16 protein-coding genes are annotated in these 15,485 nt (G+C 66.2%); 5 read left to right on the forward strand and 11 right to left on the reverse strand.

What is annotated here, in order from left to right:
• Positions 1-22: 22 nt before the first annotated feature.
• Complete coding sequence (locus OR37_RS08460) at positions 23-592, reverse strand: NifU family protein (protein ID WP_004618165.1); 570 nt, start codon at positions 590-592, stop codon at positions 23-25.
• A gap of 146 nt (positions 593-738) precedes the next feature.
• Here OR37_RS08460 and OR37_RS08465 point away from each other — a divergent pair, with 146 nt between their 5' ends.
• A complete protein-coding gene (locus OR37_RS08465) occupies positions 739-2,007 on the forward strand; it encodes a cytochrome P450 (RefSeq protein ID WP_004618167.1) in 1,269 nt (422 codons plus the stop codon).
• A gap of 202 nt (positions 2,008-2,209) precedes the next feature.
• On the opposite strand, the gene trpS is transcribed toward OR37_RS08465, so the two are convergent.
• From trpS to OR37_RS08500, 8 genes are all read right to left on the reverse strand, one after another.
• On the reverse strand, positions 2,210-3,256 hold the full coding sequence (gene trpS / locus OR37_RS08470; protein WP_004618170.1) for a tryptophan--tRNA ligase: 1,047 nt from the start codon (positions 3,254-3,256) through the stop codon (positions 2,210-2,212).
• 96 nt (positions 3,257-3,352) lie between these two features.
• The gene (locus OR37_RS22400) at positions 3,353-3,400 is read right to left on the reverse strand and encodes a hypothetical protein (RefSeq protein WP_419144079.1); all 48 of its coding nucleotides are present in this window, start codon (positions 3,398-3,400) and stop codon (positions 3,353-3,355) included.
• Positions 3,401-3,431: 31 nt separating this feature from the next.
• A complete protein-coding gene (murJ, locus tag OR37_RS08475) occupies positions 3,432-5,060 on the reverse strand; it encodes a murein biosynthesis integral membrane protein MurJ (protein WP_004618172.1) in 1,629 nt (542 codons plus the stop codon).
• 81 nt (positions 5,061-5,141) lie between these two features.
• Positions 5,142-5,855, reverse strand: a complete 714-nt coding sequence (gene dnaQ, locus OR37_RS08480; RefSeq protein ID WP_004618175.1) for a DNA polymerase III subunit epsilon — start codon at positions 5,853-5,855, stop codon at positions 5,142-5,144.
• Between the two features lie 31 nt (positions 5,856-5,886).
• Complete coding sequence (gene coaE, locus OR37_RS08485) at positions 5,887-6,486, reverse strand: dephospho-CoA kinase (protein WP_004618176.1); 600 nt, start codon at positions 6,484-6,486, stop codon at positions 5,887-5,889.
• A 3-nt stretch (positions 6,487-6,489) separates the two neighbouring features.
• A complete protein-coding gene (aroE, locus tag OR37_RS08490; protein ID WP_004618177.1) occupies positions 6,490-7,341 on the reverse strand; it encodes a shikimate dehydrogenase in 852 nt (283 codons plus the stop codon).
• Entirely contained in the window at positions 7,338-7,931 is a 594-nt protein-coding gene (locus OR37_RS08495; protein ID WP_004618178.1) for a Maf family protein, read from the reverse strand. The genes aroE and OR37_RS08495 overlap by 4 nt, the downstream gene beginning before the upstream one ends.
• Positions 7,928-8,836, reverse strand: a complete 909-nt coding sequence (locus OR37_RS08500) for a pyruvate, water dikinase regulatory protein (RefSeq protein ID WP_004618179.1) — start codon at positions 8,834-8,836, stop codon at positions 7,928-7,930. Before OR37_RS08500 ends, OR37_RS08495 begins: the two co-directional genes overlap by 4 nt.
• 445 nt (positions 8,837-9,281) lie before the next feature.
• Here OR37_RS08500 and hemE point away from each other — a divergent pair, with 445 nt between their 5' ends.
• The 4 genes from hemE to rho all read left to right on the forward strand — a co-directional run bounded on the left by hemE (position 9,282) and on the right by rho (position 13,524).
• Positions 9,282-10,337, forward strand: coding sequence for a uroporphyrinogen decarboxylase (gene hemE, locus OR37_RS08505; RefSeq protein ID WP_035017105.1), 1,056 nt, complete (start codon positions 9,282-9,284; stop codon positions 10,335-10,337).
• Positions 10,334-11,377, forward strand: a complete 1,044-nt coding sequence (gene hemH, locus OR37_RS08510; protein ID WP_004618181.1) for a ferrochelatase — start codon at positions 10,334-10,336, stop codon at positions 11,375-11,377. The genes hemE and hemH overlap by 4 nt, the downstream gene beginning before the upstream one ends.
• Positions 11,338-11,841, forward strand: a complete 504-nt coding sequence (locus OR37_RS08515; RefSeq protein WP_165570587.1) for a CopD family protein — start codon at positions 11,338-11,340, stop codon at positions 11,839-11,841. Before hemH ends, OR37_RS08515 begins: the two co-directional genes overlap by 40 nt.
• Positions 11,842-12,096: 255 nt before the next feature.
• On the forward strand, positions 12,097-13,524 hold the full coding sequence (rho, locus tag OR37_RS08520; protein WP_004618183.1) for a transcription termination factor Rho: 1,428 nt from the start codon (positions 12,097-12,099) through the stop codon (positions 13,522-13,524).
• A gap of 189 nt (positions 13,525-13,713) precedes the next feature.
• Here the strand turns inward: rho and OR37_RS08525 are convergent, their stop codons facing one another.
• Complete coding sequence (locus OR37_RS08525) at positions 13,714-14,679, reverse strand: quinone oxidoreductase family protein (RefSeq protein ID WP_004618184.1); 966 nt, start codon at positions 14,677-14,679, stop codon at positions 13,714-13,716.
• Complete coding sequence (locus OR37_RS08530; protein ID WP_004618185.1) at positions 14,679-15,374, reverse strand: dienelactone hydrolase family protein; 696 nt, start codon at positions 15,372-15,374, stop codon at positions 14,679-14,681. The genes OR37_RS08525 and OR37_RS08530 overlap by 1 nt, the downstream gene beginning before the upstream one ends.
• Positions 15,375-15,485: the final 111 nt, after the last annotated feature.

Consider the following 15,485-nt stretch of genomic DNA (forward strand, 5'->3'; position numbering starts at 1 on the left):
GCGGCCACCGATCCGGTGAAAATCAGAGCGTCTGCTCGACCCGGGTCACTTCCGGCACATAGTGCTTGAGCATGTTCTCGACGCCCGACTTCAGGGTCGCCGAAGAGGACGGGCAGCCCGAGCAGGCGCCGCGCATGTGCAGCCAGACCACGCCGGTCTTCGGCTCGAAGCGCGAGAAGACGATGTCGCCGCCGTCCTGGGCCACGGCCGGGCGGATGCGCGTGTCGAGAAGCTCCTTGATCTCGGCGACGATCTGCGAGGCGTCCTCGTCATAGTCTCCGTCGTCATGGCCTCCGGCCTCGACCGCGTCCAGCAGCAGCGGACGACCGCTGGTGAAGTGATCCATGATCGCCGCCAGGATCGGCGCCTTCAGATGCGGCCACTGGGCGTCCTCGCCCTTGGTCACGGTCAGGAAGTCGGGGCCGAAGAACACCCGCGTCACGTCGCCGAGCTCGAATAGCGCCTTGGCCAGGGGCGAGGCGTCGCCCTCCTCCGGGGTGCGGAATTCCCGCGCGCCCTCGCCCAGAACCTCTCGGCCGGGGAGGAACTTCAGGACCTCGGGATTGGGCGTGGTTTCGGTCTGAATGAACATGGCCTCCAGATGGACCTCGCGACGTGTTGACGCAAGACCGGCCGCCACGGCGCTCCAAGGACAAGGTCATCGAATTTTGAAAGTGACACTGGCGTCATTTTCTGGCGGTATGGACGAAAGAACAATGATCCGCGGGAGGATCCGAGATGAGCGATGGTTCGATCGACCTGAAGGACGCCGCGCGCGCCGAAGCCTATGCGACGCCGCTGGAGGAGTTTCACGTGGCCCGGCCGGCCCTGTTCCAGGCCGATGCGATGTGGCCCTTTTTCGAGCGGCTGCGGAAGGAGGACCCCGTCCACTTCTCCAAGGGGGATGAAGAGACCGGGCCTTATTGGTCGATCACCCGCTACGAAGACATCATGACCGTCGACACGACCCACCAGGTCTTCTCGTCGGACGCGCATCTGGGCGGCATCACCATCCGGAACTTCGACGAGGACTTCGTCCTGCCGATGTTCATCGCCATGGACCAGCCCAAGCACGATATCCAGCGCAAGACGGTCAGTCCGATCGTCTCGCCGACCAATCTGGCCAAGCTTGAAGGGATCATTCGCGAGCGGGTCCAGCGCATTCTCGACAGCCTGCCCATCGACGAGCCCTTCGACTGGGTCGATCGAGTGTCTATCGAGCTGACCACCCAGATGCTGGCCACCCTGTTCGACTTCCCCTGGGAAGAGCGCCGCAAGCTGACGCGCTGGTCGGACATCGCCACCGCCTCGCCCGAGAGCGGCATCATCGAAAGCGAGGAGGCCCGCCGCGCCGAGTTGATGGAGTGCCTGGGTTATTTCACCAATCTCTGGAACGAGCGGGTGAACCTGACCGAGCCGGGCAACGACCTGATCTCGATGCTGGCCCACGGCGAGGCCACCCGCGACATGCCGCCGATGGAGTATCTGGGGAACATCATCCTGCTGATCGTCGGCGGCAATGACACCACCCGTAACTCGATCACCGGCGGCCTCTACGCCCTGTCGAAAAATCCCCAGGAAGAAGCCAAGCTGCGCGCCGATCCCAGCCTGATCCCGAACATGGTCTCGGAGATCATCCGCTGGCAAACGCCCCTGGCCCACATGCGCCGCACGGCGCTGGCCGACTACGAGCTGAACGGCAAGACCATCAAGAAGGGCGACAAGGTCGTCATGTGGTACGTCTCGGGCAACCGCGACGACACGGTGATCGAGAACGCCGACCAATTCATCATCGACCGCCCGCAGGCCCGCCGCCACCTGTCGTTCGGCTTCGGCATTCACCGCTGCGTCGGCAACCGCTTGGCCGAGATGCAGTTGAAGATCGTCTGGGAAGAGGTGCTCAAGCGCTTCCCCAAGATCGAGGTGCTGGAAGAGCCCAAGCGCGTGTACTCGACCTTCGTGAAGGGCTACGAGCGGATGATGGTGCGGATCCCCGAGCGGATCTAGGCCGCGCCGCCCTCCCAAAAAAGATTCGCCGCGCCAGTCAGAGGCTGGCGCGGCGTTTTCGTATCGGGACCTTAGGGCGCCAAGGCGCCTAGAACCTGTCCGCTTCAAATGGAATCATTTGAAGCGGATAAACAGGCTCTAAATTCAAATATTTAGAGCGCGTTCGAGCGGTTTAACCGCTCACACTTAAACCTAACGCGCCCTAAGCCCCCCAGAAACCGACCAGCTTCTTGACCTCGGACAGGGTCGGGGCGGCGGCTTCGCGAGCCTTCTCCGCGCCCTTGGCCAGGATCGCGTCCAGCACCGCCGGATCGCCCAGCAGGCCGCGCATCTTCTCGCCGACCGGGGCCAGCTTCTCGACGGCCAGCTCGGCCAGGGCCGGCTTGAAGGTCCCAAAGCCCTTGCCGGCGTACTCGGCCAGCACCTCGGCCTTCGTCTGGCCAGAGAGCGCCGCGAAGATCCCGACCAAATTGTCGGCCTCGGCGCGGGCGCTCAGTTCGTCCAGGGTTTCGGGCAGCGGTTCCGGATCGGTGCGGGCCTTCTTGATCTTTTGGGCGATCGCGTCGGCGTCGTCGGTCAGGTTGATCCGCGAATAGTCCGACGGATCCGATTTGCTCATCTTCGCCGAGCCGTCGCGAAGGCTCATCACCCGCGCGCCCGGCCCCTGGATCAGCGGTTCGGGCTGCGGGAAGAACGCGGAAGCTCCCCCAGGGGCGCCGAAGTCGTGATTGAACTTGGCCGCGATGTCGCGGGTCAGCTCCAGGTGCTGCTTCTGGTCCTCGCCGACCGGCACGTGGGTGGCCTTGTAGATCAGGATGTCGGCGGCCTGCAGCACCGGATAGGTGTAGAGACCCACCGAGCTGCGCTCCTTGTGCTTGCCGCTCTTTTCCTTGAACTGGGTCATGCGGTCCAGCCAGCCGAGGCGGGCGACGCAGTTGAAGATCCAGGCCAGCTCGGCGTGCTCGCGCACCGCCGACTGCGGGAAGATCGTCGCCTTGTCCGGATCCAGGCCCGAGGCGATGTAGGCCGCCGCGATCTCGCGGGTCTGCTGGGCCAGCGCCGCCGGGTCCTGCCAGACGGTGATGGCGTGCATGTCCGCCACGAAGATGAAGGTGTCGATCTCGTGCTGCAGGCGGGCGAACTTCACCAAGGCGCCGAGATAGTTGCCCAGGTGCAGGGCGCCGGAGGGCTGCACGCCCGAAAGCACGCGGGACGGACCCGTATAGGTGACGGGAGCTTGGTCGGTCATGGGTTCAGCCTTGCTGAGAAAATTTTGGGCTGTCGAATTCGACTGGAATGGCTCGGGCGCGTGGAAGCGCATCGCGTCGAAACGCGAGGATCGAGGTCAGTTGGAGCCGCGCCATCGCGGCGCGAGGGGACCGATCGGAGCCATGCCCGCTGGTTAGCCTCCTCGCGGGCAGGGATCAAGCCTTGCCGCGCCTCAGCACCGTCTTCAGTTCGGCCGGCCTGACGCCGCCGAACAGGAACAGCAGCGGCGGATAGACGGCGAGACCCGCGAGGCAGGTCAGGGCCAGGGCGACCTCCTTGGCTCCCAGGGCGCGGCCATGCAGACCGACGGCGCGCAGCGGCGCCTCGATGACGTCGCGATAGTGCGAGGCCGTCGCCAGCAGAAGACCCATGCCCAGACTGGCCAGCAGGGTGCGGATCAGACGCGACCAGGTCTGGCCCGAGGGGCCGTACTCGCCCTTTCGCGCCAGGACGAAAGCCATCTGGCCGACATTGAGCCACGAGGCGATGGCCGTCGCCGCGGCGATGCCCTTCACGCCCACCAGATGGAAAAGCACCACGCCGAACGCGATGTTCACGGCCACCGAGATCAGGGCGAAACGCATCGGGCTCTTGGTGTCGCCACGCGCGAAAAAGGCGCGCGAATAGAGCTGCTGCAGCACGAAGGCCGGCGTGCCCAGGCCGTAGAAGAACAGCGCCGCCGCCGTCTGGCTGGCGTCGAAGGCGGTGAACTGGCCGCGCGTGTAGAGGCCGTCCGAAAGGAAGCCGGGCATGGCGACCAAAGCGGCGGCGGCTGGCAGGGTCAGGGCCATGGCCAGGGTGATGGCCTGGTCCATGGCGCTCTGGGCGTCTTCGCGGTCGCCCGAGTGCACGGCGCGCGACAAACGCGGCAGCAAGGCCACGCCGATGGCCACGCCCACAAGGCCCAGCGGCAGCTGGTAGAGCCGGTCGGCCGTCGCCAGCCAGGTCCGCCCGCCCGCCACGTGGCTGGCCAGATTGCCGGAAATGAAGATGTTGACCTGGGTCGCACTGGCCGCCAGGGCGCCGGGGATAGCTTTGCCGATCAGCGCGCGCACCTCGGGCGTCAGGCGCGGCAGCCGCCAGTGGACCTTGGCCCCGGACTTGTTGACGCCCCAGGTCAGCAGCGCCGCCTGAGCGACGCCGGCGGCGATGACCCCGACCGAGCCGGACTTCGCCGCGCCGATCGCCGTGGTCTGCGGCAGGATGAAGGCCAGGGTGAACAGGTTGAGCAGGATCGGCGCGCCGGCCGACAGGATGAAGCGGTCGCGGGCGTTCAACACGCCCGACAGGTGCGCCACGATCGCCATGCACGGCAGATAGGGCATGGTGATCTGGGTCAGCAGCACGGCCAGCTTGTACTTGGCCGGATCGGCGGCAAAGCCGGGGCTGATCAGCATCATCAGCCAGGGCATGGCCAGCTGGCAGACCACGGTGATGATGATGGTCGCCGCCGCCAGCGACGCCATGGCGTCGGCGGCCAGAATGTCGGCGACCTCCTCGCCATCGGTCTGCAGCGACTTGGCGTAGGCCGGCACGAAGGCGGCCGCGAAAGCGCCCTCCGCGAAGAACCGGCGGAACAGGTTGGGGAAGGCCAGGGCGGCGTTATAGGCGTCGGCGGCCGGCGTCAGGCTGGCCCCCATCCGATAAGAGACCGCGAGGTCCCGCGCGAAGCCCATGAACCGGCTGACCAGGGTCAGGCCGGAATAGATCATCGAAGACTTCAGCAGCCCGCCCTTCTTGGGGGCGGGGGCGTCGGCGGCGGGGGGCTGGGCGGCGTCGGTCACGTCCGGCTTCTGGGGTCTTGGCGAGGGGGCGTCAAGGGACACGCCGTGGCGCGCGCCTGCGGGAGGCTGGCGATCGTGGGATCAACCCTCGGCCGACACCACGCCATGCTTGATCCACAGCGCCTGGTCCTTGAGGTTCTTGCGAACCCAAGCGGCGTGAACCTCCCGCTCGGCATCGGTCGAGCGCGGCGCCAGCGGACGTTGGCGAGCGCCATACGATCCTTGTCGCGCGGCGGAGACGGCCAGGACCTCGACGGCGTGGGTCAGCTCCAGGGCGCGCTCCTTGCCGCCCTGCAGTTCCAGATAGACCTCAGCCAGCAGATGGGCGTCGATCAGCGCCCCGTGCTTTTCGCGGCTGTCCAGGCTGATCTTGAACCGCTTACACAGCGCGTCCAGCGAGTTGTACATGCCCGGGAAGCGCTTTTTGGCCATGGCCAGAGTGTCGATCCAGCGCTCCTCGTGGATCGGCGTCTTGCCGCACTTCTCAAGTTCGAAATTGACGAACTGGCGGTCGAACGCCGCGTTGTGGGCGACCACGACGCTGTCCCCGACAAAGTCGATAAACCTATCGGCGATCTCATGGAACTTGGGTTTGCCGGTCAGGAAGGCGCTGGACAGACCGTGGACCTTCTCGGCCTCCGCCGGCATGTCGCGGAGGGGGTCGCAATATTCATGGAATGAGCGGCCGGTGGGCATGAAGTCCACCACCTCGATGCAACCGATTTCGACCAGGCGGTCGCCCGTCTTGGGATCGAAGCCGGTGGTTTCGGTGTCGAGGATGATTTCCCGGGCCATGATCCCTCCATGCGACCGTTCGCGGCCGGCTTCAAGCGGAGCGGGAGGTTCTCAACAGAGTCAGAAGGTCGCGGACCTGATCGCGGGCGTGGTCCACTCCCTGGCTCGTATCAATGACGAAGTCGGCCCGCGCGCGCTTCTCGGCGTCCGGCGTCTGACGCGCCAGGATCGCCTCGAACTTCTCGGGCGTCATGTCCGGGCGCGCCAGAACGCGCTGACGTTGGACGTCGGCCGGCGCGGAAACCACCACCACCTTGTCGACCTTCTTCTCGCCGCCAGTCTCGAACAGCAGCGGCACGTCCAGCACGACGATCTCGTGACCCTCGGCCTGGGCCTTCTCGAAAAAGCCGATGCGATGGGCGCCGACCAGCGGGTGAACGATCCGTTCCAGCTTGGCCAGGGCCTCGGAATCGCCGACCACCTGGGCGCTGAGCTTGGCCCGGTCGATGGCGCCATTGACGACCACGCCCGGAAACGCCGCCTCGACAGGGGCCACTGCCGCGCCTCCGGTCGCGTAAAGCGCGTGCACCGCCGCGTCGGAGTCGTAGACGGGCACGCCCTCGGCCTGAAACAAGGTCGCGGTGGTCGACTTGCCCATGCCGATCGACCCGGTCAGCCCCAGCACCAGCATGGCTCAGTCCTCGCCCAACAGTTTCAGCGCGATGGCCCGCACATCGACGTCGGCGGGCGGCGCGACGCCGTAGATCGCCTCGAAACTTGGTTCGGCCTGGCGCAACAGCATCTCCAGACCATCGACCGCCCGGCGCCCGGTCGACCGAGCGCGTTGCAGGAATTCGGTGCGCAGCGGCTTATAGACCATGTCCATCACCACCGCCGTCTCCGGAGTCCGGGAAAGGTCGGCCGCCGGGCCGTCGCCGCCGCCCAGGCCCAGCGAAGTGGCGTTGATCACCAGGCCCGCCTCCGCCAGCAAGTGGGGGAGGGCGGCTTCCGCCGCGGCGAAGACCTTGGTCCCGAAGGCGTCGACCAAGTCCTGGGCCCTGGCCAGGGTCCGGTTGACCACCGTCACCCGGAGCGCGCCAGCCAGAAGTAGCGCGGCCACGGCGCCCCGCGCCGCGCCCCCCGCGCCGAGGATCACCACCGGCGCGGCCGCGACGTCGAAGCCTGGCGCCTGGATGGCGATCGCGCTCAAGAGACCCGGCCCGTCGGTATTGTCGGCATGGACCGAGCCGTCCGGGTTGAAGATCAACAGATTGGCCGCACCGGCCATCCGGGCCAGATCGCTGGCGGTGTCGGCGCGAGCCAGCGCCCGTTCCTTGAACGGAATGGTCACGTTGAGACCGCGCACCGCCCCGCCTCGCAGGCCGTCTATAAACGTCTCGAACCGGTCGGCCGCCGGCGCGAAAGGAACATAGGCCGCGTCCAGGCCCGCCGCCTGGATCCAGGCGTTGTGCAGGATCGGGCTCATCGAATGGCGGATCGGCTGGCCGCAGACGCCGCCGACGATCGCGGCTCCAGAGATCGTCATGCGGCGAGCGCTCCGTGAAGACGCAGGAAATCGAGCAGGCCGATCAGCGGCAGGCCCAGGATCGTGAAGTAATCGCCATCGACCTGGCTGAACAGCTGAACGCCCTCGCTTTCCAGCTCGTAGCAGCCGACCGACCACAGCAGGGCCTCGCCGCGACGCTCTATGTAGGCGTCCAGCCAGGCTTCGCTGAACGGGCGCACCGTCAGCGCGGCGCTCTCGACCACGCGCCAGATCGGCTGGCCGTCGCGGGCGACGACGACGGCCGCGTGCAGCTTGTGGGTCTGGCCGCGCAGTTCCAGAAGATGCTCGCGCGCCTGGGCCAGCGTCTCGGCCTTGTCGAACAGCTTGCCACGGAGGTCGAGCGTCTGGTCGGCGCCGATCACCAGGCCCGGACGCTTGGTCGAGACCTTGACCGCCTTCATCTCGGCCAGGGCGTCGGCGATGTCGCGCGGCGCGACCTGTTCGGCGAGCAAGGCGGCCTTGGCCGCGTCCTCGTCGACGCCGGGGCTCACCGCCTCGAAGGCGACGCCGGCGTTCTTCAGGATCATCTGTCGCGCGGCGCTCTGCGAGGCGAGGGTGACGGGGGTCATCCCAGGACCTCGACCTTGCCGCGGCCGCCCGACAGCAGATTGATGATCGCCGCCGCCGTTTCCTCGACCGAGCGCCGGGTTATGTCGATGACCGGCCAGTTCATCCGCTCGAACAGGCGCCGGGCAGCGATAATCTCCTGCCGCACCGCGTCGGCGTCGACATAGTCGCTCTCGCGGTTCTCCTTCAGCGACAGCAGCCGGTTACGGCGGATCTGGATCAGGCGGTCGGGCGAGGTGATCAGGCCGACGATCAGGGTGTTCTTCAGCTCGAACAGGTCCTGCGGCGGTGGCCGGCCCGGCACCAGCGGCACATTGGCGGCGCGCACGCCGCGATGGGCCAGATAGATGCAGGTCGGGGTCTTCGAAGTCCGCGACACGCCGACCAGGATGACGTCCGCCTGGGTCAAGTCCTGGCCGCCTTGGCCATCGTCGTGGGCGATGGCGTAGTCCAAAGCCTCGATACGGTCGAAATAGTCGTTGGTCAGGGCGTGTTGGGCGCCGACGCGTGTCGAAATCCGCGCGCCCAGATAGCGCGACATGGCGCTGATCACCGGATCCAGGGCCGCGATGCAAGGCATTTCCAGCTTGCGGCAGCCTTCCTCGAGCGCGGCGCGCAGGCCCGGATCGACGATCGTATGCATCACCACGCCCGGCGCGCCGGCGATCTCCTCCAGCGCCCGATCCAGCTGCCGCGTGGACCGGACCAGGGCATAGATATGTTCGATCGGCAGAATATCGGTGAACCGCGCGCAGACGGCGCGGGCCATCGCGTTCAGGGTTTCGCCGGTGGAGTCCGACACCAGATGGATATGGAAATAGGTGGCGAAGCGCGGCGGGAGCCGCTCGCTCTCGCCGCCATGAGCCAGACTCTCCTGTGGATCATCCGTTAACGGTTGTTTAACCACTTGTCCTGCCCCTGGGGACGACCGGGGGCCGAATGGTCCGCCGAACGTCGTGACACGGCGCCGCTGTGATCAACGGTCGCATTTCCCGCCTACCATCCCCAAGCTCGCGCCGCATCCCCCGATAAGGGGATAGGGCTTGTCCAAACCAGAGGACGGAATCGAGCGCGGTCTTTATCGCACCCTTCGATGCGTTAAGCGTTCGTTAAGAAATTCAACGAGCTGTCTAGCTGTCCACACGATTAACAAAGCCTTAACCACATGTGGGAAGGCCTGGGGGCGGAAGCGGATGGACTGTGCGAGTCACGCGCCAAAAGGGCGTTTTCCCCGCTTTGCGGTTGCCCTGCCTCGACCTCTTTCAATCTTAATTTCTTATTAAGAAATGATAGGAGGGTCTTAAGGGACTTACGGGCTTGAGCGCTGGCTCTCGCCGGGCTTTAACGCGGACATGACGTCTTCGGCCCCAAAGTCCCAACAAACGGTTAAATTTCTCTCGGCGCTTTCGGGCGAGACACACGCCCATCCGCCGATCTGGTTCATGCGCCAGGCGGGGCGGTATCTGCCGGAGTATCGCGCGGTGCGCGCCACGGCGCCGGACTTCATCAGCTTCTGCTTCGATCCGGAAAAGGCGGCCGAGGTCACGCTGCAGCCGATGCGGCGCTTCCCGTTCGACGCGGCCATCGTCTTCGCCGACATCCTGCTGATCCCGGGCGCTCTGGGCCAGAAGGTCTGGTTCGAGGCCGGGGAGGGCCCAAAGCTGGGCGAGATGCCGTCGGTCGATTCCATGGCCGAAAAGGCCGGAGAGGCGGGCAAGGCCCTATCGCTCGTCGGGGAGACGCTGACGAAGGTTCGCTCGGCGCTTGATCCGTCTAAGGCCCTGATCGGCTTCGCCGGCGCGCCCTGGACCGTGGCGACCTACATGATCGAGAAGGGCTCCAGCGATCGCAGCGGCGCGCGGACCTTCGCCTATCAGAATCCGGAAACCACCGACGCCCTGATCCAGGTGCTGGTCGACTCGACCGTCGATTACCTGGCCATGCAGGTCGATGCGGGCGCGCAAGCTCTGAAGCTGTTCGAGAGCTGGGCCGAGGGCTTGTCCGAGCCGCTGTTCGATCGGCTGGTCACCCAGCCGCACAAGAAGATCGTCGAGGGCCTGCGCGCCCGGGGCGTCACCGTGCCGATCATCGGCTTCCCGCGCGGGGCCGGCGCCCTGGTCGAGGGCTATGCCGCCCAGGTCCCGGTTCAGGGCGTGGCGCTCGACACCCAGGCCAGCGCCAAGCTTGGCCAAGCGATCCAGAAGACCAAGACGATCCAGGGCGCGCTGGACCCGCTGCTGCTGCGGGCCGGTGGCGATGCGCTGCTGAAGCGGGTGGACGAACTGCTCGAACAGTGGAACCAGGGTCCCTATATCTTCAACCTGGGGCACGGGATCCTGCCGGACACGCCGATCGCGCACGTCGAGGCGGTGCTGGAGCGGGTGACCGGACAGAAGGTGGTCAAGTGAGCCAGAAGCTCGCCGTCGTCTTGTTCAATCTCGGTGGACCCGATGGTCCGCGCGCCGTCCGGCCGTTCCTGTTCAACCTGTTCCGCGACCCGGCGATCATCGGCGCCCCGGCGCTGATCCGCTATCCGCTGGCGGCCCTGATCTCCACGACCCGCGAGAAGATGGCCAAGGCCAACTACGCGATCATGGGCGGCGGTTCGCCCTTGCTGCCGGAAACCAAGAATCAGGCGGAAGCGCTCGAGCAGGCCCTCGCGGTCGCTCTGCCCGGCGTCGAGGCCAAGTGTTTCATCGCCATGCGCTACTGGCATCCGCTGACCGACGAGACCGCGCGTCAGGTCGCGGCCTTCGCCCCGGACGAGGTCGTGCTGCTGCCGCTCTATCCGCAGTTCTCGACCACGACGACTGGCTCGTCGCTCAAGGCGTGGCGCAAGGCCTACAAGGGCTCGGGCGCCGAGACGACCGTCTGCTGCTACCCGACCGAGGCGGGACTGATCGAGGCCCACGCCCGGATGATCCGCGAGACCTGGGAGAAGGCCGGCTCGCCGAGCAATATCCGCCTGCTGTTCTCGGCCCACGGGCTTCCGGAAAAGGTCATTCTGGCCGGCGACCCCTACCAGAAGCAGATCGAGGCCACGGCCGCCGCCGTCGCCGCCAAGCTGCCGGCGGGGATCGACTGGACCGTCTGCTACCAGAGCCGGGTCGGACCGCTGAAATGGATCGGCCCGTCGACCGACGAGGAGATCCGCCGCGCCGGCGCCGAGGGCAAGGGCGTGATGATCACCCCGATCGCTTTCGTCTCCGAGCACGTCGAGACCCTGGTCGAACTCGACCACGAATACGCCGAGCTGGCGAAAGAGGTCGGCGCCGCGCCCTACGTTCGCGTCCCGGCCCTGGGCGGCGCGCCGGAGTTTATCGACGGCTTGGCTAGCGCCGTTCGCAGCGCTCTGGCTGAACGCGCCGGTTCGGTCGCCCCGGCCTGCGGCTGGCGCTGCGGTCCTGAATGGTCGAAGTGCCCGTGCCGAGAGGGAGCCGCGGTGTGATGGATTTCCTGGTGGCGCACTTCAACCTGGTGCGCGGGCTTCACATCCTGTCGGTCATCGCCTTCATGGCCGGGATGCTCTACCTGCCGCGCCTGTTCGTTTATCACAGCAAGGCCGCGCCGGGCTCGGAGATGGCCGAGACCTTCACGGTCATGGAACGCCGTCTGCTGCGCGGGATCATCAATCCGGCCTCGATCGCCACGGCCCTGTTCGGCCTGGGCCTGATCCTGGCTGACAGCCAGATCCGCGGCTGGAGTTTCCTGGCCGAGCCGTGGATGGCCACCAAGCTGGTCGCGCTGGTCGGGCTCTACGGCTTCCACGGTTTCCTGTCGGCCTCGCGCAAGAAATTCGAGAAGGGCGAATATCCCCGCTCGGAAAAGTTCTGGCGGATGGTCAACGAGATCCCGTTCGTGCTGGCCATCGTGATCGTCGTCTCGGTGACGACCAAGTTCCTGAACCACTAAACGGCGGCGGGCGCTTGACCCGCCGTCCGCCGCGTGATTTGCATCGGCGATAGGTCCGCTATCGGCGGACCGCCTCCTTCACGGACCGGCGCCCGTCCTGGCGCGCCCCGCGAGCCTTCCGCTCCAAGGTCCGTTCCCCGAACGATCCGCGTCATCGTCAATCGACGCGCATGTCCCGGCCTTACCGGGCATGACCCATGAAGTTCTACCGGCCGGACTCCGTCGTGGGGCCCGCGCCCACTCTTGAGTCTTGTCATGACCGAAGAAACCGAAAACGAAAGCCTGGGCGCCGAAGAGGCGACCATCGAAGAGACCGTCGCGGACACCGCCGACGTCGCCACCGAAGCTTCGGTCGAAGCCGAAGCGGAAGGCGAGGACGAAGGCTCCAGCATCGCCGACGCCGTCGCGGCCCTGGGCCTGAAGTCCATGTCTCTGCAGGAGCTGAAGGAGAAGTCCCCGGCCGACCTGCTGGCGTTCGCCGAGACCTTCGAGGTCGAGAACGCCAACTCCATGCGCAAGCAGGACATGATGTTCGCGATCCTGAAGACCCTCGCCGAGGAAGGCGTGGAGATCTCGGGTTCGGGCACCATGGAAGTGCTGCAGGACGGCTTCGGCTTCCTGCGCTCGCCGGAAGCCAACTATCTTCCGGGTCCGGACGACATCTATGTCTCGCCGTCGCAGATCCGGAAGTATGGCCTGCGCACCGGCGACAGCGTGGAGGGCGCGATCCGCTCGCCACGCGAAGGCGAGCGCTACTTCGCCCTGACCAGCGTCTCGAAGATCAACTTCGAAAGCCCAGAGAACGTGCGCCACAAGGTGCACTTCGACAACTTGACGCCGCTCTATCCCGAAGAGCGCCTGCACATGGAGCTGCCGGACCCGACGATCAAGGATCGCTCGGGCCGCGTCATCGATATCGTCGCCCCGCTGGGGAAGGGCCAGCGCTGCCTGATCGTCGCCCCGCCGCGCGTGGGTAAGACGGTGATGCTGCAGAACATCGCCAAGTCGATCGAGACCAACCATCCCGAGTGCTACCTCATCGTCCTCTTGATCGACGAGCGTCCGGAAGAAGTCACCGACATGCAGCGCACGGTGAAGGGCGAGGTGATCGCCTCGACCTTCGACGAGCCGGCGACCCGTCACGTCCAGGTGGCCGAGATGGTCATCGAGAAGGCCAAGCGCCTGGTCGAGCACAAGCGCGACGTCGTCATCCTGCTGGACTCGGTCACCCGCCTGGGCCGCGCCTACAACACCACGGTCCCGTCGTCGGGCAAGGTGCTGACCGGCGGTGTCGACGCCAACGCCCTGCAGCGTCCGAAGCGCTTCTTCGGCGCCGCGCGTAACGTGGAAGAGGGCGGTTCGCTGTCGATCATCGCCACGGCCCTGATCGACACCGGCAGCCGCATGGACGAAGTCATCTTCGAAGAGTTCAAGGGCACCGGTAACTCGGAAATCGTCCTGGACCGCAAGGTGGCCGACAAGCGCATCTTCCCGGCCATCGACGTGCTCAAGTCCGGCACCCGCAAGGAAGAGCTCATCACGCCGAAGGACCAGCTGCAGAAGACCTACGTCCTGCGCCGCATCCTCAACCCGATGGGCGCGTCGGACGCGATCGAGTTCCTGCTCGACAAGCTGCGTCAGTCGAAGACCAACGGCGATTTCTTCCAGTCGATGAACACCTGAGTCTAGCCGGACTCGTTCGGAAAGAGAAAGGCCCTGGGTATTACCGGGGCCTTTTTCTTTTGAAGTTCCTCCCCCGCATCACGGGGGAGGTGGCCCAGAGGGCCGGAGGGGGTCACCTGAACTTATGCCGCATGAGCCCCCTCAGCCGCTCCGCGGCAGCTCCCCGCGTTGCGGGGGAGCATCTCGCCTCTACGGGACCAGCAAGGTCGCGCCCGTGGTCTTTCGGCCTTCCAGGGCCTCGTGCGCGGCGCGGGCCTGGGCCAAGGGGAAGGTCTGGCCGATGTCGATTTTCACCGCGCCGGAGGCGAGGAGGGCGAACAGCGCCGCGGCGCTTTCATCCAACTCCTCGGTCGTGGCGATATAGTCGAACAGGCGAGGGCGGGTCACGAACAGCGACTTGGCCCCTAGGTCCAGCGGCGCGAAGGGCGGGACTGGACCCGAGGCGTTGCCGAAGGTCACGAGCGTCCCTCGACGGGACAGACTTTTCAGGCTGGCGTCCCAGGTGTCTTTCCCCACGCCGTCATAAACGACCGCGACGCCTTGGCCGCTAGTAATCTCGGCGACCCGGGCCGCGATGTCTTCGTCGCTGTAGTCGATTAGGTGATCGGCGCCCAGGTCCCTGGCCACGGCCAGTTTGGCCTTCGAGCCGGCGGTGGCGATCACCGTCGCGCCCAAGGCCTTGCACCATTGCACCAGGATCTGGCCGACGCCGCCGGCGGCCGCGTGGATCAGCACGTGATCACCGGGTTTCACGTGGAAACATCGGCGGACCAGAAACTCCGCGGTCATGCCCTTGAGCATCGCCGCCGCCGCCGTCTCCAGGCTTACGCCATCCGGAACCTTCACGGCTCGGTCGGCCGGGACCACGGCCGCCTGGGCATAGGCTCCGAGCGTTCCATTGTACGCCACGCGGTCGCCCGGCCTGAACCGCGTGACAGTCTCGCCGATCGCCTCGACGACGCCCGCCGCCTCCAGTCCGATCACGGCCGGCAGCTTCACCGGATAGAGCCCGGAGCGATGATAGGTGTCGATATAGTTCAGACCGATGGCGTGGTGCTTGATCAGAATCTGCCCGGCCGCCGGCGAGGGAACCTCGACCTCGACGGCCTTCAGCACTTCGGGTCCGCCTGTGTGAACCGCCTGGACGGCCAGCATCAGCCCAGCGCCTTCTTGAAGAAAGCCAGGCTCAGGGCGTTGGCCTTGGCCGCGTCACCGGTGTCGTAGTGCGCGCCGCCCTCGCGGGCGAACGCGTGGTCTCGGCCAGGATAGGTGTGGATTTCGATCTGGGGATGGTCCTTCAGCGCCTGCAGGATCACCTGCTGGGCTTCCGGCGGCACGAACTGATCCTTCTCCGCGATATGCATCAGCAGCGGATGGTTGAGCTTCTCGGCTTCGCCAACGTGCTTTTCGATACCCACGCCATAGTACGAGACCGCGGCGTCGGCGTCCGTGCGCGTCGCGGTCAGGAAGGCGAGCAGGCCGCCGAGGCAATAGCCGACAGCGCCGACCTTGCCCTCGACGCCGGGCATCGCGCGGATCGCGGCGATGGTGGCGGCGATGTCGTTGACACCCGTGTCCACATCGAAGGCATTGAACAGCTCGAAGGCGCGCTTCCATTCGGCTTCGGACTGGTCGGTGATGTCGATGCCGGGCTCGATCCGCCAGAACAGATCGGGGCACACGGCGACATAGCCTTGCGCGGCCAGGCCGTCACAGATGTCGCGCATCACCTTATTGACGCCGAAGATCTCCTGGATCACGAGGATGGCGGGAGCCTTGTCCGCCTCCGGGCGCGCCACATAGGCCGAGAAATCGCCGTCCGGCGTGGTGATCGTGAGGGTCTCGCTCATCGCAGCTCTCCGTCCATACTGGTCGATGTGACTTTCGACCAAAGCGCTCTAACCTGCGCCGACGGGCTTGCCCCATAACAATATCGTGCCCTGACTGAAGGGAACCACCCG

Source organism: Caulobacter vibrioides OR37, assembly GCF_000372645.1.
GTDB classification, from domain to species: Bacteria; Pseudomonadota; Alphaproteobacteria; order Caulobacterales; family Caulobacteraceae; genus Caulobacter; species Caulobacter vibrioides_E.